The organism is Mesorhizobium sp. BR1-1-15, from assembly GCF_020165475.1.
Lineage (GTDB): Bacteria > Pseudomonadota > Alphaproteobacteria > Rhizobiales > Rhizobiaceae > Mesorhizobium.
In genome coordinates this window covers 153,895-176,572 of sequence record NZ_JAIUIF010000002.1, presented here as the reverse complement: position 1 = coordinate 176,572, position 22,678 = coordinate 153,895, and the positions used below count along the sequence as shown (strand labels likewise).

At 63.5% G+C, this 22,678-nt stretch carries 18 protein-coding genes and 1 tRNA gene; 7 read left to right on the top strand and 12 right to left on the bottom strand.

The window, feature by feature from the left end:
* Positions 1 to 37: 37 nt before the first annotated feature.
* A complete protein-coding gene (gene gltB / locus LB541_RS04510; RefSeq protein ID WP_224617951.1) occupies positions 38 to 4,762 on the bottom strand; it encodes a glutamate synthase large subunit in 4,725 nt (1,574 codons plus the stop codon).
* A gap of 473 nt (positions 4,763 to 5,235) precedes the next feature.
* Here gltB and LB541_RS04505 point away from each other — a divergent pair, with 473 nt between their 5' ends.
* Positions 5,236 to 6,288 (top strand): threonine aldolase family protein, encoded by a 1,053-nt coding sequence (locus LB541_RS04505; protein ID WP_140624334.1) that lies wholly within the window; start codon positions 5,236 to 5,238, stop codon positions 6,286 to 6,288.
* A 73-nt stretch (positions 6,289 to 6,361) separates the two neighbouring features.
* Here LB541_RS04505 and LB541_RS04500 read toward each other — a convergent pair whose 3' ends face one another.
* Complete coding sequence (locus LB541_RS04500) at positions 6,362 to 6,829, bottom strand: Hsp20 family protein (protein ID WP_140496288.1); 468 nt, start codon at positions 6,827 to 6,829, stop codon at positions 6,362 to 6,364.
* Positions 6,830 to 7,299: 470 nt separating this feature from the next.
* Between LB541_RS04500 and LB541_RS04495 the strand changes: the two genes are divergently transcribed.
* Positions 7,300 to 8,295 (top strand): alpha/beta fold hydrolase, encoded by a 996-nt coding sequence (locus tag LB541_RS04495; protein ID WP_224617949.1) that lies wholly within the window; start codon positions 7,300 to 7,302, stop codon positions 8,293 to 8,295.
* 305 nt (positions 8,296 to 8,600) lie between these two features.
* On the top strand, positions 8,601 to 9,044 hold the full coding sequence (locus tag LB541_RS04490; RefSeq protein WP_140513690.1) for a hypothetical protein: 444 nt from the start codon (positions 8,601 to 8,603) through the stop codon (positions 9,042 to 9,044).
* 24 nt (positions 9,045 to 9,068) lie between these two features.
* Here the strand turns inward: LB541_RS04490 and hisN are convergent, their stop codons facing one another.
* Both hisN and LB541_RS04480 read right to left on the bottom strand, forming a co-directional pair.
* Entirely contained in the window at positions 9,069 to 9,842 is a 774-nt protein-coding gene (gene hisN, locus LB541_RS04485) for a histidinol-phosphatase (RefSeq protein WP_140513691.1), read from the bottom strand.
* Positions 9,843 to 10,224: 382 nt separating this feature from the next.
* Positions 10,225 to 11,166: an N-formylglutamate amidohydrolase gene (locus LB541_RS04480; protein ID WP_140729020.1), complete on the bottom strand. Its 942-nt coding sequence runs from the start codon at positions 11,164 to 11,166 to the stop codon at positions 10,225 to 10,227.
* 164 nt (positions 11,167 to 11,330) lie between these two features.
* On the opposite strand from LB541_RS04480, the gene cpdR reads away from it, so the two are divergent.
* Entirely contained in the window at positions 11,331 to 11,693 is a 363-nt protein-coding gene (gene cpdR / locus LB541_RS04475) for a cell cycle two-component system response regulator CpdR (RefSeq protein WP_006199474.1), read from the top strand.
* A gap of 116 nt (positions 11,694 to 11,809) precedes the next feature.
* Positions 11,810 to 11,884 (top strand) — tRNA-Val (locus LB541_RS04470).
* 954 nt (positions 11,885 to 12,838) lie between these two features.
* Here the strand turns inward: LB541_RS04470 and LB541_RS04465 are convergent.
* Positions 12,839 to 13,171, bottom strand: a complete 333-nt coding sequence (locus tag LB541_RS04465; protein WP_140496294.1) for a hypothetical protein — start codon at positions 13,169 to 13,171, stop codon at positions 12,839 to 12,841.
* A 198-nt stretch (positions 13,172 to 13,369) separates the two neighbouring features.
* Here LB541_RS04465 and LB541_RS04460 point away from each other — a divergent pair, with 198 nt between their 5' ends.
* Positions 13,370 to 13,657: a hypothetical protein gene (locus LB541_RS04460; protein WP_140556540.1), complete on the top strand. Its 288-nt coding sequence runs from the start codon at positions 13,370 to 13,372 to the stop codon at positions 13,655 to 13,657.
* Positions 13,658 to 13,884: 227 nt separating this feature from the next.
* Complete coding sequence (locus LB541_RS04455) at positions 13,885 to 15,120, top strand: MFS transporter (RefSeq protein ID WP_140686037.1); 1,236 nt, start codon at positions 13,885 to 13,887, stop codon at positions 15,118 to 15,120.
* Here the strand turns inward: LB541_RS04455 and LB541_RS04450 are convergent.
* The 7 genes from LB541_RS04450 to LB541_RS04420 form a co-directional block, all read right to left on the bottom strand.
* The gene (locus tag LB541_RS04450; RefSeq protein WP_140496297.1) at positions 15,107 to 15,952 is read right to left on the bottom strand and encodes an EamA family transporter; all 846 of its coding nucleotides are present in this window, start codon (positions 15,950 to 15,952) and stop codon (positions 15,107 to 15,109) included. The two genes, LB541_RS04455 and LB541_RS04450, sit on opposite strands and share 14 nt — an antisense overlap.
* Before the next feature lie 7 nt (positions 15,953 to 15,959).
* Complete coding sequence (locus LB541_RS04445) at positions 15,960 to 16,868, bottom strand: endonuclease/exonuclease/phosphatase family protein (protein ID WP_140496298.1); 909 nt, start codon at positions 16,866 to 16,868, stop codon at positions 15,960 to 15,962.
* 108 nt (positions 16,869 to 16,976) lie between these two features.
* On the bottom strand, positions 16,977 to 18,527 hold the full coding sequence (locus LB541_RS04440; protein ID WP_140632472.1) for a cation:proton antiporter: 1,551 nt from the start codon (positions 18,525 to 18,527) through the stop codon (positions 16,977 to 16,979).
* Between the two features lie 128 nt (positions 18,528 to 18,655).
* A complete protein-coding gene (locus LB541_RS04435) occupies positions 18,656 to 19,720 on the bottom strand; it encodes an ABC transporter ATP-binding protein (protein ID WP_140560297.1) in 1,065 nt (354 codons plus the stop codon).
* Between the two features lie 16 nt (positions 19,721 to 19,736).
* Positions 19,737 to 20,528 carry an ABC transporter permease gene (locus LB541_RS04430; protein ID WP_140896408.1) on the bottom strand — a complete coding sequence of 264 codons (792 nt, stop codon included), beginning with the start codon at positions 20,526 to 20,528 and terminating at the stop codon, positions 19,737 to 19,739.
* Positions 20,525 to 21,439, bottom strand: a complete 915-nt coding sequence (locus LB541_RS04425; protein WP_140496302.1) for an ABC transporter permease — start codon at positions 21,437 to 21,439, stop codon at positions 20,525 to 20,527. Before LB541_RS04425 ends, LB541_RS04430 begins: the two co-directional genes overlap by 4 nt.
* Positions 21,440 to 21,503: 64 nt before the next feature.
* Positions 21,504 to 22,610, bottom strand: a complete 1,107-nt coding sequence (locus LB541_RS04420) for an ABC transporter substrate-binding protein (RefSeq protein ID WP_140896409.1) — start codon at positions 22,608 to 22,610, stop codon at positions 21,504 to 21,506.
* Positions 22,611 to 22,678: the final 68 nt, after the last annotated feature.

Here is a 22,678-nt window from a genome sequence, read left to right as displayed (position 1 = left end):
AGCCGGGAAGCCTGGGCTTCCCGGCCTTTGCGAAGATCTATTCGGCCGCCACGCTCATGCGCATGCGTTCCATCTCGATCAGCGCGCGGCGGTATTCGACCGGCATGATCTTGCGGAATTTCGGCCGGAACGCCGCCCAATTGTCGAGGATCTCGCGGCCGCGCACCGAACCCGTATAGTGCACGTGGTTCGAGATCAGCTGATAGAGCCGCTCCTCGTCATGGCTGGTCATGTCACCCGAGACGTCGACGCGGCCCTTGTGGTCGAGGTCGCCGCCATGATGCAGCAGCTTTTCCATCAGGTCGTCTTCTTCCGGCACCGGCTCCAGCTCGACCATGGCCATGTTGCAGCGCTCGGCGAAATCGCCCGCCTCGTCCAGCACATAGGCAACGCCGCCCGACATGCCGGCGGCGAAGTTGCGGCCGGTCTTGCCGATGACGACGACGATGCCGCCGGTCATGTATTCGCAGCCATGGTCGCCGACGCCCTCGACGACGGTGACGACGCCCGAGTTGCGCACCGCGAAGCGCTCGCCGGCGACACCGGCAAAATAGGCCTCGCCTTCGGTAGCGCCATAGAGCACCGTGTTGCCGACGATGATGGACTCGGCCGCGACGATCTTGGCTTCATCCGGCGGCCGGATGATGATGCGGCCGCCCGACAGGCCCTTGCCGACATAGTCGTTGCCGGCGCCGACCAGCTCGAAGGAGATGCCGCGCGCCAGGAAGGCGCCGAAGGACTGGCCGGCGGTCCCGGTCAGCTTCACCTGGATCGTATCCTCGCGCAGGCCCTTGTGCTTGAAGCGCTTGGCCACCTCGCCCGACAGCATGGCGCCCGCCGAACGATCGACATTGCGGATGTCGACCTCGATCTTGACCGGCTGCTTGGCCTCCAGCGCCGGCTTGGCCAGCTCGATCAGCTTGCGGTCGAGCACGTCGTCGATCGGGTGCTTCTGCCGCTCGGTCCAGTGCACCGCCTCATGTGGCGCATCGGGCTTGTAGAACATCTTCGAGAAGTCGAGCCCGCGCGCCTTCCAATGCTGGATCACGTCGCGCTTTTCCAGGAGATCGGCGTCGCCGATGATCTGGTCGATATGGGTGAAGCCCATTTCGGCAAGCAGCCCGCGCACCTCTTCAGCGACATAGAAGAAGAAGTTGATGACGTGCTCGGGCGTGCCCTTGAAGCGCTTGCGCAGCACCGGATCCTGCGTCGCCACGCCGACCGGGCAGGTGTTGAGATGGCATTTGCGCATCATGATGCAGCCGGCCGCGATCAGCGGCGCGGTCGAGAAGCCGAACTCGTCGGCGCCGAGCAGCGCGCCGATGATGACGTCGCGCCCCGTGCGCAATCCGCCATCGACCTGCAGCGCCACGCGCGACCTGAGACCGTTGAGCACCAGCGTCTGGTGCGTCTCGGCAAGGCCCATCTCCCACGGGCTGCCGGCATGCTTGAGCGACGTCAGCGGCGAGGCACCCGTGCCGCCATCGTAGCCCGAGATGGTGATGTGGTCGGCGCGCGCCTTGGCGACGCCCGCCGCGACCGTGCCGACCCCGACCTCCGACACCAGCTTGACCGAAATGTCGGCCGCCGGGTTGACGTTCTTCAGATCGTAGATCAGCTGCGCCAGATCCTCGATCGAATAGATGTCGTGATGCGGCGGCGGCGAGATCAGGCCGACGCCGGGCGTCGAGTGCCGGACCTTGGCGATGGTGGCGTCGACCTTGTGGCCGGGCAACTGGCCGCCCTCGCCGGGCTTGGCGCCTTGCGCCACCTTGATCTGCATGACGTCGGAGTTGACGAGATATTCGGCCGTCACGCCGAACCGTCCGGAAGCGATCTGCTTGATCGCCGAACGTTCGGGGTTCTTGCCGCCGCCGGGCAGCGGCAGATAGCGGTCTGCCTCCTCGCCGCCCTCGCCAGTGTTCGACTTGCCGCCGATGGCGTTCATGGCGCGCGCCAGCGTCGTATGCGCTTCCCTGGAGATCGAGCCGAACGACATCGCGCCGGTCGAGAAACGCTTGACGATCTCGGCCGCGGGCATGACGTCGTCGAGCGCGACCTTCTTGCGGCCGGTATCTTCCGCCAGCTTGATCTTGAACAGGCCACGAATGGTCTGCGCGCGCGCCGTCTCGCTGTCGATCTGCGCGGAATACTCCTTGAAGGTCTCCCAGGACCCCTGGCGCACGGCGTGCTGCAAGGTGGCGACCGCGTCGGGCGACCACATATGCGCCTCGCCGCGCATCCGGAACAGATATTCGCCGCCGACATCCAGGCTGTTGCGCAGCACCGGATCGTTGCCGAAACCATCCGTATGACGCCTGAACGTCTCCTCGGCGATCTCGTCCAGCCCGACGCCTTCGATCAGCGTGGCGGTGCCGGTGAAATACTTCTCCACGAAATCGGTCTTCAGCCCGATGGCGTCGAAGATCTGCGCGCCGCAATAGGACTGATACGTCGAGATGCCCATCTTCGACATCACCTTGAGGATGCCCTTGCCGATGGACTTGATGTAGCGCGACACGACTTCGTAGGCGTCGACCTCTTCAGGCAGTTCGCCGCGCTTGTGCATGTCGAGCAGCGTGTCGAAGGCGAGATAGGGATTGATCGCTTCGGCGCCGTAACCGGCGAGGCAGCAGAAATGATGCACTTCGCGCGGCTCGCCGGATTCCACGACGAGCCCGACCGAAGTACGCAGCCCCTTGCGGATCAGATGATGATGCACCGCGGCCGTGGCCAGAAGCGCGGGAATGGCGATGCGGTCCGGCCCGAGCTGGCGGTCGGACAGGATGATGATGTTGTAGCCGCCGGCGACCGCCGCTTCCGCCCGCTCGCAGAGGCGATCGATGGCGCCCTGCATGCCGGCCGCGCCCTCGATCGAGGCATAGGTGATGTCGATCGTCTTGGTGTCGAACCGATCCTCGGTGTGGCCGATGGAGCGGATCTTTTCGAGATCGCCATTGGTCAGGATCGGCTGGCGCACTTCCAGCCGCTTGCGGCGCGAACTGCCGACCAGGTCGAAAATGTTGGGCCGCGGGCCGATGAAGGACACCAGGCTCATCACCAGTTCCTCGCGGATCGGATCGATCGGCGGATTGGTGACCTGGGCGAAGTTCTGCTTGAAATAGGTGTAGAGCAGCTTCGATCTGTCCGACATTGCCGAGATCGGCGTGTCGGTGCCCATCGAACCGACGGCTTCCTGGCCTGTGGTGGCCATCGGCGACATCAAGAGCTTGGTGTCTTCCTGGGTGTAGCCGAACGCCTGCTGGCGGTCGAGCAGGCTGACATCCTTGCGCAGCGCGCGCGGCTCGACCGGCTTCAGGTCCTCCAGGATGAGCTGCGTGTTGGCGAGCCAGGTCTTGTAGGGGTGCCTGGTGGCGATCTCCGACTTGATCTCCTCGTCGGAAACGATGCGGCCCTTGGCAAGATCGATCAAGAGCATGCGGCCGGGCTGCAGCCGCCACTTCTGGACGATCTTTTCCTCCGGCACAGGCAGCGCGCCGGCCTCCGACGCCATGATGACCCGGTCGTCGTCGGTGACGATGTAGCGCGCTGGCCGCAAGCCGTTGCGGTCGAGCGTGGCGCCGATCTGGCGCCCGTCGGTGAAGGCGACCGCGGCGGGCCCGTCCCACGGCTCCATCAGCGCCGCGTGGTATTCGTAGAAGGCCTTGCGGTCGGCGTCCATGAGCTTGTTGCCGGCCCAGGCTTCCGGGATCAGCATCATCATGGCGTGGCTGAGGCTGTATCCGCCCTGGAACAGGAACTCGAGCGCATTGTCGAAACATGCGGTGTCGGACTGGCCCTCATAGGAGATCGGCCAGAGCTTGGAGATGTTGTTGCCGAACAGCTCCGAATCCACCGACGCCTGGCGCGCCGCCATCCAGTTGTTGTTGCCGCGCACGGTGTTGATCTCGCCATTATGCGCGACCATGCGATAGGGATGCGCCAGCTTCCACGAGGGGAAGGTGTTGGTGGAGAAGCGCTGGTGGACCAGGATCAGCGCCGTTTCGAAGCGCGGATCGGACAGGTCCTTGTAATAGGCTCCGACCTGATAGGCCAGGAACATGCCCTTGTAGACGATGGTGCGCGCCGACAGCGACACGCAGTAGGCGCCGATGTCCTTGTTGTCGTTCTCGGCGTAGATGCGGCCCGATATGACCTTGCGCAGCAGATAGAGCCTGGCCTCGTACTCCTCGTCGTCGGGAATGTCGGCCGTGCGTCCGATGAAGACCTGCCGGTGGAACGGCTCGGATGCCACGATATCCGGGGCCTTGGAGAGCGACGAATTGTCGACCGGCACGTCACGGAAGCCGAGCAGCGGCAGCCCCTCGGACTGCGCCGATTCGGCAATGATGTCCTCGACATGGGCGCGCAGCGCAGCATCCTGCGGCATGAACCAATGGCCGACGCCATACTGCCCCGCCGGCGGCAGCTCGACGCCCTGCGCGGCCATCTCCTCGCGGAAGAAGCCGTCGGGAATCTGCACCAGCACGCCCGCGCCGTCGCCCATCAGCGGATCGGCGCCGACGGCGCCGCGATGCGTCAGGTTTTCGAGCATGGAAAGCCCGTCCTCGACGATCGTGTGCGACTTCGCGCCCTTCATGTTGACGATGAAGCCGACACCGCAGGCATCGTGCTCGTTGCGCGGATCATAAAGGCCCTGGGCGGTCAAACCGGTGCGGCGGGTATTGGCCAGGGTTTTGACGGCTGCCGCTTTCGTCTGCGCGGCCTTGCCGTTCGTCGCAGCGTGCGTCAATTCCGTCATCGTCCTGTCCTCCATTCCGCGTCCTTGCGGGCGCTGGTTTGCCTCGGGAAGCGCATTGCTTCCCCTTCATCCTTACGGCACGTCTTGCGAAATCCTTGCCGAACCATGCGGCTCGCCGCGCGGTTCGCATCCGGTATCGTACAGGCCAGAGCACGGCCGTCCACCTGTCGCTCGCGGCAAAAGCCGGAGAGGCTTAGAATACGCCAATCCAGCCTGTTTTGCGCGACAAAATAAGACAGCACTACTGTCCTAAATTTTTATGGCAGAAAAGCCGGGCGCATACAAGACCGATTCACAAAAAACTTCGGCGTTCCGCGACACAAAGTTTCGTGAAATACCCGCTAAACGCAAGCTTCCGTCCCTGCCGGTTTTCGGCAGTTCGCTGGCTTTACCCGTTTTCTGGCGTCTGGCCCTTGCGAGCCAGCCATGAAACCGGTCAAGGTTGCAGCGATTTTCCCAGCACAGGCAGATGCATGTTCTTCGCTTCCGACAATTGGGCAGGCGCCCACCCCAACATCGCCTCCGGTCTCTCGGCCCACGCCGGCGGCTTTTCCACTGCCTATGGCGATGGCGCGCTCGACCAGGCCGTCTGCCAGCGCTTCAGCGAAATCTTCGAACGCGAGGTTGCGGTGTTCTTCGTGGCCACCGGCACCGCCGCCAATTCGCTGGCGCTAACCGCCTACAACAAGCCCGGCGGCATTTCCTTCGCTCATCGCGAATCGCATGTCATCGAAGATGAGTGCGGCGCACCGGAATATTTCTCTGGCGGCTCGCGGCTGCATGCCGTCGATGGCGCGCTGGGCCGGATCGATCCGCACAATCTGGAAACGGCGATCGGCCGTTTCGCCGGCGAGCTGGTCCATTGGGGCCGGCCGATGGCGGTCTCGATCACCCAGTCGACGGAGGTCGGCACGGTCTACGGCCTGCATGACATCGCCGCGATCTCGGCCATCGCGCGGCAACATTCCGTGCCATTGCATATGGACGGCGCCCGCTTTGCCAATGCACTGGTCGCGCTCGACACGACGCCCGCCGAAATGACCTGGAAAAGTGGCGTCGACATACTGTCTTTCGGCGGCACCAAGAACGGCTGCTGGTGCGCCGAGGCGATCGTGCTGTTCGATCTCGAGCGTGCCCGGGAATTGGCCTTCCTGCGCAAGCGCGCAGCCCAGCTGTTTTCCAAATCGCGCTTTATCGCGGCACAGTTCGAGGCTTATTTCCGCGACGGCCTGTGGCTCGACACCGCCAGGCACGCCAATGCCATGGCTGCCCGTCTTGCCGCGGCGATCGAGGATTCCGAGACGGCGAAACTGGCTTGGCTGCCGCAAGCGAACGAGGTTTTCGCGGTGATGAAAAAGGCTGAAGCCGACAGGCTGCAGGCGGCGGGTGCTGTTTTCTACGACTGGCACAAGCCGCATGGCTTCGAAGGCCATATCGGCGAGGACGAATTGCTCTATCGCTTCGTCACCAGTTTTGCGACGACGTCAGAGGAAGTCGACCGCTTTGGCCAGTTGATCGCCGGGTAATTGCTGTTCCCGGCAAATAAAAAAGAAGCGGCGCCTTTCGGCGCCGCTTCCGTCTCGGGAGGAGACTTAGGGATTACGCAGCGGTCTTGGCCTCGATCTGCTTGGCCTTGGCCGGAGCCGAAGTGATCGCGATCTTGCGCGGCTTCAGTTCCTCGGGGATGTTGCGCTTCAGGTCGACGAAGAGCAGGCCGTTCTTCAGCGTGGCGCCCACGACCTCGACGTGGTCGGCAAGCTGGAAGCGGCGCTCGAAGGCCCTGGAGGCAATGCCGCGATAGAGCAGTTCGGAACCCTCGCCGGTGCCCTCATCCTTGCGCTCGCCTTTCACGGTTAGCACATTGCGGTGGGCCTCGATCGAGATCTCCTCGTCCGAGAAGCCGGCGACAGCCATCGAGATGCGGTAGGCATCCTCACCGGTGCGCTCGATATTGTAGGGCGGATAGGTCTGCGCGCCGTCGGGCTGCGCAAGCGAATCAAGCATGGTGAAGAGACGGTCGAAGCCGACGGTCGAGCGATAGAGCGGGGAAAAATCAACGTGACGCATGGTGTGTTCTCCTGTTGAGCAACAAGGTTTGCGTTTGGCCGGTGCGAAACCCGTGAGCGGCGTTCCGGTTTGACCAGCGGCCCCGACGTTGGCGGCCGCAATCCACATTTGGGGAGCGGGCAAAGCCATTTCAAGATTTTGCCTCCCGGCAAAAATCGAGGATGAACGGCAGATGAACCGGCGCTTTTGCGCGCGTTCAGACAGCCCCCGCTAGACTGCTCTCGACATCAAGGACAAGCGGCGCCGGATTTGCATGGACCGGGCGCCGCGACGAGGCCGAACCGGGTGCAACGTCCCTTCCTCCCGGATCGACAGGGGCCGGAAGCACGCTCATAGCGGCTTCCGGCCTTCCCTGCTGCCGATCCGATGCCTCCCGGAATTCCTTTGCTTTTGGCCCATGGACGGCTATCAACCTTGGCGAGGCCGGCCATGACAGGCAGGCATGCGAGACGCCGAGCACGAAGCGCCGAATGACGTATCTCCTCCACGAAACGCCCCCCTTTCCCGACCCCCCCCTTTTTCATGAAACTGAGGGCAACCCGCGACCGGAAAACGCCACCGGCGGCTTTTTCACGGCACGCGACGGCAAGAAGATACGCTATGGCCTGTTCGCCGCGGTCGCCCGCCCGATGAAGGGCACCGTGGTGCTGCTGTCCGGCCGCAACGAGTGCATCGAGAAATATTTCGAAACCATCCGCGATCTTGCGGCGCGCGGTTTTGGCGTCGCCACGCTGGACTGGCGCGGCCAAGGCGGCTCCGACCGGCTGATCCGCGATCGCCAGCGCGGCTATATCAAGTCCTTCCGCGACCACACGGCCGATCTTGAACAGTTCTTCGAGGAGATCGTGCTGCCGGATTGTCGCGGGCCGTACTACATCCTTGCCCATTCGGCCGGCGCCGTGATCACGCTGCTTGCTTCGCCCTCCATGGTCAACCGCGTGCGGCGCATGGTGCTGATCGCGCCGTTCTTCACCTTGCCCGACCTGCCCGTCTCGATCCGGACGGTCCGCCGCGTCTGTTCGCTGTTTTGTGCCCTGGGCCTTGGCCGGCTTTACGCCGCCTGGGGGCCGCGGCCGAAAGTTACCGCTCCCTTCGACACCAACAAGGTAACGACGGATCCGGAACGTTACCGGCGCAACACCAGGATCTACGAGGATCACCCGCAACTGGCGCTTGGCGGCCCGACGATCCGCTGGCTGAGAGCGGCTGCCGAAGCCGCGGAAGTGGTAAGCGATCCCGAATTCATGGCCCGCATCCGGGTCCCCCTGCTGGTCATCGCCGCCGGTGCCGATCAGGTCGTCTCGACCAAGGCCGTGGAAGCCTATGCCAGGCGTCTGCGCCTCGGCTCGCTGCTCATGATCGACGGCGCGCGTCACGAGATCCTGCAGGAGGCCGACATCTACCGCGAGCAATTCCTCGCCGCCTTCGACGCTTTCATTCCCGGCAGCGACGACCCGACGGCCTGATGGCGCGTATTGCCGAGACCGGAGCCGGTCCGGCGCCGGCTCATGCCTGGTTGGCGAAATTCCATAATCCGGTTGGCCCCCCAGGTCGCCCCGCTATCCGCCGACAACGCCCGTTCCCAGCACGCCGTCTTGCACGGATCAATGTCGGACGATGATCGCGCCGACGCCTCGGCAGGTTTAACGGCTATGCATGCTTCTCAATTCGGCCGTTCGGCCGGAGGCAGCTCGACGCCTGGTTCCCGTTCCGGCGCCGGGCGCTAGTTACCGTCCGCAGAGGTCAGTCGACGGGATCGGGAGGAGCGGTCATGAACGCATCGGGCACGCTGCCACGCCAGGGCCATCGCCTGCTGCAGCTCGGCATCGCCCTCCTGCTGTTTTCGTCATTCGAAGGGTTCGCCATCCCATACCTCGCCGCACCGCGGCTCGGATTGTCGGTTCACACGCTCAGCGCCTTGCAGGGCGTCCTGCTGCTGGTTTTGGGTCTCGTCTGGTCCAGGCTCAATCTTGGCGTCGCGATGTCGCGGATTGCGTTCTGGTTCCTGATCTATTCAGCCTTGGCCATCCTGGCAGCCTATGTGATGGCCAGCCTCTGGGGAGCCGGCAACGAGACGATGCCGCTGGCGGCCGGAGCCGCGCATGGAAGCGCCTTTCAGGAATACGCGATCAAAGGCATCGCCTATTCGTCCGCGCCGACCGGCCTCATCGCTTTCGCGCTCATTCTATGGGGCCTGCGTCTCTCAGACGCCTAAAGCGCATCGCGGCGAAACGGATGCTCAGCCGCGCAGGGCCGCCATCGCCGCTGCATGGAGCTCGGGCGTCGCCGCCGCCAATATATCGCCGCCATTCTCGGCCGGCCCGCCGTCGAAGGTGGTGACCACGCCGCCCGCCTTCTCGATGATGGGGATCAGCGCCACGATGTCATAGGGCTTCAGTCCGGGATCGGCGACGATGTCGACGCTTCCCGCGGCGACCATGGCGAAGGCGTAGCAGTCGGTGCCATAGCGAGCGAGTTGCACCTGCCTCTCGAACTGGTCGTAGCGCAGGCGCGCCTCGCCCTTGAACAGCGCCGGCGTCGTGGTGAACAGCGTTGCTTCAGCAAGGCTCGTCGTCTTGCGCGTGACCAGTTTTCGCGGCCCGCCCGGCCCCTCATAATGAGAACCGGAAGCGTTAGCGTAGAAGAGCTCGCCGGTGAAGGGCTGCGACATCAATCCGGCAACGGCATCGCCCTCCACCGTCAATCCGACCAGCGTCCCCCACACCGGCAGGCCGGAGATGAAGGCGCGCGTGCCGTCGATCGGATCGATCACCCAGACATGCCTGCTGGAAATATTCTCGCTTCCGTGTTCCTCGCCGAGAATGCCATGGTCCGGATATTGCGCCGATATCAGCGCCCGGATGGCACGCTCGGCTTCGCGATCGGCTTCGGTGACTGGATCGAAGCTGCCCTTTTCCTTGTTGGCGACCGCGCCCTGGCTGCGGAAGCGCGGCAAGGTTTCCGCTGCCGCCGCCTGCGCGATGCGGCGCATGAAATCGATGCTGATGTCCAACTGATTCTCCCGCATTGCAGCATGCCCGAGCCACGTGTGCCGCCAGTTTCGCGCCAAGACAAGGGCGTTCCAGGATTTTTCGCCGCGCCGACTGTTGCCAGAATAACACGCCGGCGCCACCGAAGCGCAATTTCCACATCACTCTGAATTAAAAAAGCCGGTAGGTCGCTTGACATTTGTGCAGCGCACCATACCCTTGATCTCGGACAGGGTTTCCTGTCCATGCCCTCCTTGGGCGTTTCCTCCCTAGACTTCGACCGTATCGTGCGAACGATGCGGTCTTTTTTTCGCCGCCAATTCCAATCCCCGCCAATCCCGATCCATGTCGCCCAAGACTATGCGGCGGTTGAGGATGGCGCCATCTAATGAAACCAGGATCTATTCACTCCGCGGCCAGCGGCAGATCCATGAAATGGTGGTCGGGCATGGCCATCAGGTCGGCCGAAAATCGCGCCAGGTCGTCGGTCAGCGCATCGAAACCGGCCGCTTTCTCGAATGTGCGCTCATTCATGTAGAGCCCGCGATTGACCTCGATCTGCAGCGCATGGAGATGGCGCGCCGGGCGACCGTAGTGTTCGGTGATGAAGCCGCCGGCATAGGGCTTGTTGTGGGCGACGGTATAGCCCATGGCGTTGAGCAGGCCGATCGCGGTCTCGGTCAATGCCGCGGTGGCTGAGATGCCGAAGCGGTCGCCGATGATGAAATCGGGCCGCAGGCCGCTGTCTCCGACGCGGATGCTCGCCGGCATGGAGTGACAGTCGATCAGCACGGCAAAGCCGAAACGCGCGTGGGTTCGCGTCAACAGCCGTTTCAGCGTCTCATGATAGGGTTTGTAGACGGCCTCTATGCGGGCAACCGCTTCGGCCAGCGGCAGGCGACCGGAGTAGATGTCGAGGCCTTCACCGACCAGCTTCGGAACGGTGCCGAGCCCGCCGGCCACGCGCGCGGAACGGATGTTGCAGAAGGACGGCACCGGCTCGGCGAACATGCGCGGATCGAGTTCCCACGGCTCGCGGTTGACGTCGAGATAGGCACGCGGGAAATTTGCCGCGAGCATCGGCGCGCCAAGCGCCACCGCGCCGCCGAACAGCTCGTCGACATAGCAGTCCTCGGACCGGCGAATGGCGTTGCGGTCCAGCCTCGCCATGGCGAGGAAGCGCTCCGGATAATGGCGCCCGCTGTGGGGTGAGTTGAAGAGGAAGGGGACGCGCTGCTCGGCGCCCGACCGGATTTCGAAGGGGGGAACGACCGAAAAATCCTCGGCTGCCGTCTTCAATTTGAACGAACCCGAAAACACCAATGCATCATAGGATGAAAGTGCCACCTTGACGGCCGCATGTCCAGCATTTCGGCGCCGGCACCGCCTTTCCGAATGCGGATTATGCCGCGCCTCGTTCACTTGATGTTTACCCTCGCCTCCTCATATACAGGATGGTTAACGGCCCTGCCTTTCGGCAGAGTCCGGGCGGGTGATTCGGACGGGATATCATGGCACGCATTCTTCTGGCGGAAGACGACGACGATATGCGTCGCTTCCTCGTCAAGGCGCTGGAGCGCGCCGGTTACCAGGTCAGCGATTTCGACAACGGCGCCAGTGCCTATGAGCGGCTGCGCGAGGAACCGTTCTCGCTGCTTTTGACCGATATCGTCATGCCGGAGATGGACGGCATCGAGCTGGCCCGCCGCGCCACCGAGATCGATCCCGACCTCAAGGTCATGTTCATCACCGGTTTCGCCGCCGTTGCGCTGAACCCGGATTCCAAGGCGCCGAAAGACGCCAAGGTGCTGTCGAAGCCGTTCCATCTGCGCGACCTCGTCAACGAGGTCGAGAAGATGCTGCAGGCGGCCTGAGCCGTTTTTGCCCAAGGCATCGGCGACTATCGGCCGGTGCGGCAAAACGGAGCCTTCTTTCCCCTTTCCTGCTATTGACGCGCCGGATCAAAAATGGTGTATGCGCGGCTTCGGATGGGCGTGTAGCTCAGCGGGAGAGCACTGCATTGACATTGCAGGGGTCACAGGTTCAATCCCTGTCACGCCCACCATCCTTTCAAAGACTTAGCTTCTTGGGCCGATTGGCACAGAACGGCACAAAACGCCCACTGAGCTCCTGAATGGTGCCCTTGAGTATTCCGATGCGGCCGATCCGTGACAGCTTGTGTGTTACGCCCGATATGGCGGGGTCAAGAAAAAGCCGAACGGAACAACCAGCGCCGTGAGAAGTTAGCCGGCACGCTTCCCTCCGCCCTCCGTCGGCTCAATAGCCCCGTCTGCGCTCCCGGGGTTTCTGCGTTTTGGGCATCTACCTCCAATTGCCGACCGAATCGCTCTTTCGGGTGACTTTCTTAAAGGAGTGAACTGTTCAAATCTGGAGTCTCTCTAAGCGGGAGGAACGGATGGGCAGCGATTTCGAGGCCGCACGACGACACCTGAAGCGCGCGCGTCAGTGCCTTCATGGCGATGATCACGTGAGCAGAGAAACGGTTGAGAGAATCGATGAAATGATCATAGCCCTGGCCGCGGAGGAGTGCTCTTCGTTTGGCTCCCTCTTCCCCTTCGGCCATCGAACGACGCGGAACTCTGAGGCCGCCTCGTCCAAGGCATAGCTCTACCTGCTGAAGGCAAACACTCGCGGTCCGTCGAAGGCCCCGCTGGCTCCGGCCGGCCGGCTCTTCGAACTTGCCGGAGGCGGTTTCGTCTCGCTGGGCAACAAAGGCTTTTTGTCATATAAGCGGAACCTGATATTCGGCGGCTGATTTCCGTGGCGGCAGCGTTCCCACACGCTGCTGGCCGAGGTTCCGAACCTTGGTCGGGCCCGCATCGCCCCGCCAGTGGTGCGGGCCCACAAAGCGGCACCTAGAACCAAGCCGCTGGCTTCGGCCGGGGCTACGGCTTGTTCATGGGTGTTGTCTTTGACGCGGGATCGAGCGCGATGCGCGACCTTCTGTAGACTTGATGAAAAGGCCGGAGCCAACAATCGCTCCGGCCCTGTTTCGTCGTCAGTCATTGCAGCTGTCGTCGGCCTTTGCCGCCGCGGTCTTGCCGCCATGCTGCTGCGCCTCGATATCCTGCTGCGATGTTGCGAGATTCTTGTCACCGCCGCCTTCCGCCCCCGCCAACGGCATTGTGCTGCCATCCTTGGCGGCCGGTTTGCCGGCACTATCCTTGGCCTTCGGAGTTTCCAAGGGCGCGTGGGTACCATCTTTCGAAATACCGGCGGTCTGTTGGGTGTCGGCGCCCGTGTTGGCAGCCGACTTGTCCGGACATGCCGCGATTGCAGAGCCCGCAGAAAACGACACCGCAAGCGCGATTACCAAAGCCATTTTCATCATGCTCGTCCTTCTGTTTGAGTGCCCTGCGGGTGAAACTAACGGCGCTTTTCTTTGTTCCGGGCCGGGCCGGGCCGTATGTCGTCATCGACGCACCACAACCGGCACGTTGATGCTACGGCGACGGCGCCAGATACTCCACGGAAGCGTTCGCCGACTCCCTTGTTATGCGGCCGAAGGGATACTCACCAGGAGTGAATGATGAAACGACTTCTTCTCGCTTCCGTCGTAGTGATTCTTTCCGGCGGCCTTGCCCTGGCGCAATCGACCAATACGACGTCGAGCGGCTCCTCCTCCACGACGACAACGATGCCGACGGATCAGAACACGGACTCGACCACGACCAAGTCGACCAACTCCAACTCCGCCAAGGATTGCGCACCGGGCCAACAGACAGGCAGCGCCAAGGAGTCAGCTCCCGGTCAGCAGGAAACCAGCGCCAAGTCCGCGGCCCCTGGCCAGATGGAAACGACGACGGAAGGTTGCTGACCGCATTGCCGCTGATGTCTCGACTCGCAACCTTGGCCTCCAGGTGCCTCGCGTCAGTTGGAACCACCTGCTGGGCTGATAGGCCGTCGGCTTCGGCCGGCGGGCGTCCAATGAATGCGGCTGTGGACTCGGTGACCCCCTACGCAAACGTGACCAAGTTCTCTGAAAAGTGACTGACGATTGTTCGCCTCGACGCGATAACGTTCCTCGACATCAGGAGGAACGCCTTGAAGCTCAATTCGCAGCAGAAGAAAACCGTCCTTGCCTCATTCCTGGGCTGGACGCTCGACGCTTTCGATTTCTTCCTTCTGACATTCCTGCTCACCGACATTGCGTCTGAATTCCAGACCGACGTCCCGGCGGTGTCAAAGGCGCTTTTCCTGACCCTTGCGACGCGCTTCATTGGCGCGTTCTTCTTCGGCACATTGGCAGACAAATTCGGGCGCAAGCCCATCCTGATGCTCAACATCGTCAGTTATTCCGTGATCGGCGCTTTGGCCGCCTTCTCGCCCAATCTCGGCATATTCCTGGCGCTGCGCGCACTGTTCGGCATCGCCATGGGCGGCGAATGGGGACTTGGCTCCTCGCTTGCCATGGAATCCATCCCGCCCAGCGCCCGCGGCATGGTCTCGGGCATCCTGCAATGCGGCTATCCGGCCGGCTACCTCCTAGCGGCGGTCGTCTATGGCCTGCTCTATCAGCAGACGATCGGCGGCTACACGATCGGCTGGCGCGCCATGTTCCTGCTCAGTTTCATCCCGGCCCTGATCGTCCTTTTCATCCGCTCACATGTTCCGGAATCGCCGGCCTTCGTCGAGGCGCGGAAGACCGCAAGGCCCGGCATGCTGGAGACACTGCAAAAGCACTGGGGCGTCGCCCTCTATGCGGTCGTGCTGATGATGTTCTTCAACTTCTTCAGCCACGGCACGCAGGATCTCTACCCGACATTCCTGAAGAAGCAGCATGGTTTCGACCCGCACACGGTGAGCTGGATCACCATCGTCGCCAACATCGGCGCCATCGTCGGCGGTCTGGCGTTCGGGGCGCTGTCCGAGAAGATCGGCCGCGTCAATGCGATCACGCTCGCCTGCCTGATTGCCTTGCCGTCCATCCCGCTATGGGCCTACAGCTCGACGTCCTTCATGCTGGCCATCGGCGCCTTCGTCATGCAGGTCGCGGTCCAGGGCGCCTGGGGCGTCATTCCGGTCCACCTCAACGAGCTCTCGCCCGGCGCGGTGCGCGCGACCCTGCCCGGCTTCATCTACCAGGCCGGCAATCTCGCAGCCTCCTATGGCGGTCCCTATCAGGCGGGCATAGCCGAGGCTCCCGGAGGCAGCTATGGCTACGCGTTGGCGCTATTCGCCGGCGTGGTCGCCGTCTGCATCATCATCGTCATCCGCTTCAGTCCGGAACGGCGCGGCCAGGTGATGACCGTGCTGGACCACGACGTCAGCCGAGTCTGAGCGCCACGACGCCGGCGACGATGCTGAGCGCGGCGGCGCCGCGCCAGCCTGTCATCTTCTCGCCGAGCGCGAACACCGAGATCACCATGGCGAACAGGATGGAGGTCTCGCGCAGCGATGCCACCGAGGCGATCGGCGCCTTGGTCATCGCCCACATGACGATCCAGTAGGCAGCGCCGCTCAGCACGCCGGTGAACAGCCCCGCTTTCCAGTCGCGCGCCAGCACCGGCAAGGCCCGCGGGCCACGGAAGATCAGGCACAGCACCAGCGCTCCAAGCGCATCGCACACGAACAGCCAGGCGGCATAGCTCTGCGCCGTGGCCGCCAGCCGCGCCCCGCTGCCGTCGGACAGTGTGTAGCTGGCGATGAAGATCGAGGTCCCCAGCGCAAAGCCCACCGCGCGCAGGTTCAATCGTTCCAGATGCGCGCCGCCGCGAAACGACATCACCAGCGTGCCGGCCGACAGCAAAAGAATACCCAGAATGGCGAGCGGCGCCGGCACTTCGGCGACCACGAACATACCGCCAAGCGCCGCCAGCAAGGGCGCGGTGCCGCGCGCCAGAGGATAGGTCTGGGCGAAGTCGCCGGCCTGGTAAGCGCCGATCAGGAAGGTCCGGTAGCCCATGTGGAAGACGACGGAGGCAATGATATAGAGCCAGACTTCCGCCCTCGGCACCTCGACGAAGGGAAGTGCGAAAAGCGCGGCAAATCCCATGCCAAGCGTCATCAGGGTGATCGACAGGAAGCGGTCGAGATGGACCTTGACCAGCGCATTCCAGATCGCGTGCATGGCGGCCGCCGCAAGCACCGCGAAGAAGACGAAAAGCGTCATTTGGGCCTCATCCGCCTCCGGGGCCGGCGGGCGTTTCGAGATCGATGTCGATCCTGACCGGAAAATGATCGGAAGCCACTTCGCCAATGTCCGAGCTGACCGAGCGCACACGACCGGCAAACAGGCCGCCGACGAAGCAATGATCGAGCCGGCGCTTTGCCAGCCTGCCGTCGATGATCTTCTCATGCGTGTGGAAGTCATCCGCCGGTTCAATCGCCACGGCAGCGGCATCGACGAACCCATCCAGATAGGCGGCACCGCGATGATAGGGCGTGCCGCCGACGATGCGGCGGTATTCGGCGCTGCCCGGCTCCATGTTGAAATCGCCCATCCAGATCGCCGCCAGCGGGTTCTCCGGCTCTGGCTCGCCATTGCTCCAATTGCGCGCCGGCTCGTCGTCGGCGCCGCTCCACGGCCCCCCATCGGAGGGCGCCCGGCGATGCTCGGCAAGCAGATAGTCGATCTGCTCGAGCCGTTCTTCAGCCGCGACATGGGCGAGATGCAATGAAAGCACCCGCACCGGACCCGCCGGCGTGCGGATCATGCATTCGAGCGCCGCGTTGCGGGTGTTGAGCGGCCGCAGTGTGCGGCGCATCGGCAGCGCATGCAGCCGCGACCAGACGATCGGCAGCTTCGACAGCACCATGGTGCCGAACTGCCGGCGCCGGTTGACGATGCGGCCGTCGCGCTGTTCGCTGGCGTCCATGTCGAAGGCCGGGCCGTAGACCCAGTGATAGTCCGGCAGCAGCCGCGAAAGCAGCTCTGGCTGGTCGTCGAAATTGCTGCGCTGCCAGTGCCGCTCGACCTCCTGCAAGGCGATGACATCGGCGCCGGCAACAATGCGCGCGGCGCGCGCCGGATCGTAGAGGCCGTCGCTGCCGAACCCGTATTGGATATTGTAGCTGACCAGCTTCATTGCTCATCCGGCTCAGTTTGGTGACGGCAGTACCGTTTCGACGGCGACCTTGCAATGGACCGCCGCGGCGGCCCGGCTGGGCCACGACGCAAAAGCCCCTCGCCTCGCCTAGGTCGTCAGCGGCTGGAACCGTCCCGCCGGGGAAGCCGCCAGCTCCGACCAGTCGATTTCTTCCTCCAGCCGGTGATAGGCCTCGTCACCGATCGTCCCGTTGCGGCGAAGTTCTTCCAGCGCGTCGCGCTGGCGCTTGATGGCATAGAGCCGCAGCCGGTCGTACTCGGTTGCTGCCTGGGCGTCGTCGGGGTTCTTGGCGACCTTGCGCTGTGCGGCATACTGCTCGCGCACCGCCGCCGCCGCGGTCGAGGTCTTGCCGCTCAATATGTCGAGGGCCGCCTGCATGATGGCGACACGGGCCTGCGCGACCTCGCGGTCTATGGTCTCGTCCGGTTCGAGACGAAGCAGGCGCAGCAACGGCTTCAGGCTCATGCCTTGCAGGACAAGCGTGCCCAGCACCACGCAAAAGGCGGTGAGCACGATCGGATCGCGGCCGGGGAAGTCCGCCGGCAATGCGAAGGCAGCCGCCAGCGTCACCAGGCCGCGCATGCCGCACCAGCCGATCAGCACCCCGCCGCGAAACGACGGCACCTCTTGCCGCTGCTCCGCATTGCCGAAGCGGGCAAGCCATCGGATCACGGCGCCGCAGCCCAGCACCCAGGCAAGGCGGGAAACGATGACGACCGCCAGGATCGTCCCTGCAAACAGGAACGCCTCGGACTGTCCCTGCTCGGCCAGGCGACCGACGATCAGCCGCGCCTGCAGGCCCATCAGCACGAAAGCCAGCACGTTAAGCACGAACACCGCCGTCTCCCAGACGGAATAGGAGCTGACGCGCTTTCTGGCCGACATGCGCCGCGGTGCGGTGCGCGCGATGGTCATGGCATAGACGACGATGGTGATGATGGCCGAGAGCCCCAGCCTGTCAGCCAGGATCCAGACGCCGAACGTCCCGGCGAACTGCACGACGGTGCCGCTCGCCGCATCTTCGATACGTCCAAGCATCGCCTGGGACAGGCGGCCGAGCAGATAGCCCGCGGCCAGGCTGCCGATGGTCGACAGCAGGACCATCGGAACGGCACTGCCCAAAAGAACGGGACCGGCGGCGGCGGTGATCGCGATGCGATAGATCAAAAGCGCGGTGGCGTCATTGAGCAGGCTTTCGCCCTGAAGGATGGCCGTGATGCGGTGCGGCACCTTGAACTGCCCGAGCACGGCGCTCGCGGCAACCGCGTCCGGCGGCGCCACGATGGCGCCAAGGGCTATGGCGGCGGCGATCGGCAGGCCGGCCATTTTCCAGCCGACCAGTCCCACGACGGCGGTCGTGAAAACGACCGCGCCAAGCGCCAGCAGCACAAGCGGCAGCCTGTAGCGGTTAAGATCGCGCAGCGATGTGTCGTAGGCCGCGTCGAGCAGCACCGGCGCAATGAACAGCGCAAGCGCCAGTTCCGGATCGATCTCGATCGTCGGCGCGCCGGGCAGGAAGCCAAGGCCGGCGCCCGCCAGCGCCAGCAAGGCGGGGTAAGGAACCTGCAGGCGCCGCGACAGCGCCGTCAGCGCAACGGCGATCAGCAGGAGGACAAGGGTGAGCTCAAATAGCGCCATGGCTCATCGTAGCGGCGAAGCGGAGCTCTTGGCAGTGGCAAAGCGGCAGGATGCTGTTGATTGTCCAATAGGAGTGCATCGTCCGGCAACTGGACCGGTGGCCGGATCGGCAGGGCGCTTCGGCCGCGTCAGTGCAGCACCAGCAGGTCGCCCGACGAGAAGGAAATCTCCGCCTTCTCGCCAACGGCCGGCGGTGGCGTCGTCGAACTGTTGAACGTGTCTAGTGAAACGGTGTTGCCGCCGATGCCGACCCGGACCCGGATCACCGAGCCGAGAAAGTGCACTTCGGAGATCTCGCCGGACAGGCTTGAATCGCGACCGGGCTGGCGGCCGAGCGAAATGGCTTCCGGCCGCAGCGCCAATGACAGCGTATCGCCGGACTTCGAGCCGTTGAGCCTGCCCTTGAGCGAGACTTCCTCGGTGTTGACACGGACCTTGCCCAACGCCGCGTCGGTGACGGTGCCTTCCAGCACATTCAGCGTGCCGACGAAATTGGCGACGAACTTGGTTGCCGGCCGATTGTAGATCTCGAACGGCGTGCCGACCTGCTCGGCCTTGCCGCCATACATCACCGCGATGCGGTCGGAGATCGACAGCGCCTCTTCCTGGTCATGGGTGACGAAGATGGTGGTAATGCCGAGCTTCTTCTGGATCGAGCGGATTTCCTCGCGCAGCGAGACGCGCACCTTGGCATCAAGCGCCGACAGCGGCTCGTCGAGCAGCAAGAGCTTCGGCTTCGGTGCGATGGCGCGGGCCAGCGCGATACGCTGCTGCTGGCCGCCCGAGAGCTGATAAGGATAGCGGTCGGCCATCTGCGGCAGCTTGATGATGCCCAGCATTTCGGCGACACGGGCATCGATATCAGCCCTGGACATGCCGGCGACTTTCAGTCCGAAGCCGATGTTCTGCGCCACGGTCAGGTTCGGGAACAGCGCATAGGCCTGGAACACCATGCCGACATTGCGCTGGTTCGGCTTCAACCTGGTGATGTCCTTGCTGCCGACGACGATCTTGCCGGCCGACGGCTCCTCGAAGCCGGCGACCATGCGCAGCACCGTCGTCTTGCCGCAGCCTGACGGGCCGAGGAATGAGACGAACTCGCCCGGTTCGACGTCGAGATTGAAATCCTCGACAACGGTGGTGGCGCCGAAGGATTTTCGCACATGCTGGATGGAGAGGAATGGCTCGGCCATGGCTTTTTCTTTCGGGTCAGTTCGGACGATTAGCCGATTTCGGCGCGAAGCGCGACAGGATCTGGATCAGCGACATGCAGCCCCAGGTGATGACGAAGGCGATGATGGCAAGGGCCGCCGGCTCATAGGCGCGGTTGGCTCCGACATTCTGCAAATAGGGGCCGAAAGCCGGCCGGTTCAGCAGGCTCGCCATCGTGAACTCGCCGATGACGATGGCAAATGTCAGGAAGGCGCCGGACAACACCGCAATCAGCACGTTGGGAAGGATGACGCGGGTGATGATCGTGCCCCAGCCGGCCCCGAGGATCTGGGCCGCTTCCGTCAACGTCCGCACGTCGATGGTTCTGAGCCCCGTATCGACGGCACGGTACATGTAGGGCAGCGCCAAGGTCGCATAGCCGATGACCAGCAAGGCATTGGTTCCCATATCGGACCCGAGGAACGGCAAAGGTGAATTCGAGCCGTACATCCTGATATAGCCGAAGACGATGACGATGGCCGGAATGACCAACGGCAAAAGCGTGATGAACTCGACGACCGGCCTGAGCTGCGGCAGCCGCAATCGGATCCAGTAGGCCGCCGGCACCACGATCAGCACACCCAGAATGATGGTGAAGATGGCGGCGACCACCGAATACAGGAAGGTCGCCTGGAAACGCGCGTCGCCGAGCACGATCCGGTAGGCGTCGAAGGAATAGGCGCCGCGCCGCATGCGCATGGAAAATTCCACCGTCGCGATCAGCGGGATGAAGAAATAGGCCGCGCCGAGGATGAAGACCATCCAGGCCCAGAATTTGCCCGACTTCATTTCAGCCACCTCTCGGAACGGGTCCGGAACCAGATGTAGAAGACATTGGCCAGGCCGGTGATGACGATCATGCCGAAGGCGATCGCGTAGCCGAGATGGGCATTGTGCAGCACGTCGCCGCGGATTTGCGCGTAGAGCAGGATCGGCACGATGTTGAGCGACGAGCCGGTCAGCGCATAGGCGGTGGCGATCGCCCCGAAGGCGTTGGCGAAAAGCAGGATCACGGTGCCGAGAAAACTCGGCCAGATCACAGGGATGACCACGATGCGCCAATATTGCGCGGTGGTCGCGCCAAGCGTGGCGGCAGCTTCACCCCATTCCTTCTTCAAACCATCGATTGCCGGCGTGATGATGACCACCATCAGCGGTATCTGGAAATAGACATAGGTCAGCGTCAGGCCCCAGAAGGACAGGATGTTGAAGCCGTGGGCATAGATGTTGAGGCCGAACACGGTGTTCAGGATCACCGTGGCAAGACCGAGCCGGCCGAGCGTGGCGAGGAAGGCGAAGGCCAACGGCACGCCCGCGAAATTGGAGGCGACGCCGGAAAAGGTCAGGGTGGCCGAGCGTATCCAGTCCGGCAGCCCGCCGCGCACGATGGCGATGGCGATGGCCAGGCCCGCGAAAGCGCCGATCAGCGCCGAGGCCAAGCTTACCTTGATCGATATCCAGTAAGCGGCAACGATCGACGGCTGCGCCAGCGCGACGATGTTCTCGAGCGTGAACTCGCCGGCATCATTCTGGAATGCGCCCAGCATCAGATAGAGCGTGGGCAAAATCAGGAACATGATGGCGAAGATGAAGAACGGAGCGACGCCTAGCCATTGCGTCGGCAATCGCAACGCGCGTGCCTCCGCGGGCGGCGCGGTCTTGCCTGCGGCATCGTGATTGGAAAGCGAGAGATCGGTCATGCGCCGGCTACCGTCTTCGAGGGGGAACCGGGCGGCCGCGAAGCCGCCCGGTGGATTTCAACTGTTACTTGACGTTGGCACCGACAACGGAGTCCCAGTTCTTGGTGACCGCTTCCTTGGCCTTGCCCTGCTCGTCCAGCGTCGGGAACACCGCCGAAGCATAGGCTTCCGCCGGCGGCAGCTTGGCCAGGACGTCCGCCGGGATCTTGCCGTTCTTGGCGAGATCGTTGAAGCGGATCGGGTGGCAATAGCCCTTGAGCCAGCCGATCTGGCCTTCGTCGGAATAGAGGTATTCCATCCAGAGCTTGGCTGCGTTCGGATGCGGCGCATAGGCACTGATCGCCTGCACATAGACGCCGGCGACGACGCCGGTCTTCGGCACGACGACGTCGACGGGCGGGTTGCCCTTCAGCGTGTCGCGGCCGGCGAGCGCATTGTAATCCCAGTTGATCAGGATCGGGGTCTGGCCCTGGGCGAGTGTCGCCGGCTTGCCGATGACCGGTACGAAGTTGCCGGCGGCATTGAGCTTCTTGAAGAAGTCGAGGCCGGCGGTGCCCGCGGCTTCGCCAGCCGCGGCGCCACTCGAAAGGCCAGCGGCGTAGACCGCCTGGATGGCCTGGTTCGAAGCGCGCGGATCACCGGCGAGAGCCACCGAGTTGGCGAATTCCGGCTTCAGCAGATCGGCCCAGTCAGCAGGCGATTCCTTGACCAGATCCTTGTTCACCATCATCGCCAGAACGCCGTAGTAATCACCGTACCAGGCGCCGTCGGCATCCTTGGCGCTGTCGGGGATCGAGTCCCAGGTCGACACCTTGTAGGGCATCAGCAGGCCGTCGGCCTTGGCGGTCGGGCCGAAGGACAGGCCGACGTCGATGACGTCGGGCGCCTGCGGGCCCTTATTGTCCTTGTTGGCCTTGATCGCCTCGACCTCGTCGCCCGAACCGGCGTCGGGATTGAGCTCGTTGATGGTGATTTCCGGATATTTCGCCTTGAACCCGGCGATGACGTCGCCGTAACCGCACCAGTCATGCGGCAGCGCGATGGTGGTAAGCTGGCCTTCCGCCTTCGCGGCCTTGACGAGATCGTCCAGCGGAGCCGCGGACGAAATCACCGTCGACGCAAACAGCGCCGCGGCCGAAAGGGAAAGCACTTTCCCCGTGAATTTGAACATGTGTTCTCTCCGTTGAACTGACGCCGTTGGACGCCTGCGATGCGGTATCGTTTTCGTGTGACAGCCAG

Bases quoted from the DNA above. Each gene is read 5' to 3' on its own strand.
- gltB (WP_224617951.1), bottom strand. From the start codon at position 4,762: ATGACGGAATTGACGCACGCTGCGACGAACGGCAAGGCCGCGCAGACG.
- LB541_RS04505 (WP_140624334.1), top strand. From the start codon at position 5,236: ATGTTCTTCGCTTCCGACAATTGGGCAGGCGCCCACCCCAACATCGCC.
- LB541_RS04500 (WP_140496288.1), bottom strand. From the start codon at position 6,829: ATGCGTCACGTTGATTTTTCCCCGCTCTATCGCTCGACCGTCGGCTTC.
- LB541_RS04495 (WP_224617949.1), top strand. From the start codon at position 7,300: ATGACGTATCTCCTCCACGAAACGCCCCCCTTTCCCGACCCCCCCCTT.
- LB541_RS04490 (WP_140513690.1), top strand. From the start codon at position 8,601: ATGAACGCATCGGGCACGCTGCCACGCCAGGGCCATCGCCTGCTGCAG.
- cpdR (WP_006199474.1), top strand. From the start codon at position 11,331: ATGGCACGCATTCTTCTGGCGGAAGACGACGACGATATGCGTCGCTTC.
- LB541_RS04465 (WP_140496294.1), bottom strand. From the start codon at position 13,171: ATGATGAAAATGGCTTTGGTAATCGCGCTTGCGGTGTCGTTTTCTGCG.
- LB541_RS04460 (WP_140556540.1), top strand. From the start codon at position 13,370: ATGAAACGACTTCTTCTCGCTTCCGTCGTAGTGATTCTTTCCGGCGGC.
- LB541_RS04450 (WP_140496297.1), bottom strand. From the start codon at position 15,952: ATGACGCTTTTCGTCTTCTTCGCGGTGCTTGCGGCGGCCGCCATGCAC.
- LB541_RS04445 (WP_140496298.1), bottom strand. From the start codon at position 16,868: ATGAAGCTGGTCAGCTACAATATCCAATACGGGTTCGGCAGCGACGGC.
- LB541_RS04440 (WP_140632472.1), bottom strand. From the start codon at position 18,527: ATGGCGCTATTTGAGCTCACCCTTGTCCTCCTGCTGATCGCCGTTGCG.
- LB541_RS04435 (WP_140560297.1), bottom strand. From the start codon at position 19,720: ATGGCCGAGCCATTCCTCTCCATCCAGCATGTGCGAAAATCCTTCGGC.
- LB541_RS04430 (WP_140896408.1), bottom strand. From the start codon at position 20,528: ATGAAGTCGGGCAAATTCTGGGCCTGGATGGTCTTCATCCTCGGCGCG.
- LB541_RS04425 (WP_140496302.1), bottom strand. From the start codon at position 21,439: ATGACCGATCTCTCGCTTTCCAATCACGATGCCGCAGGCAAGACCGCG.
- LB541_RS04420 (WP_140896409.1), bottom strand. From the start codon at position 22,610: ATGTTCAAATTCACGGGGAAAGTGCTTTCCCTTTCGGCCGCGGCGCTG.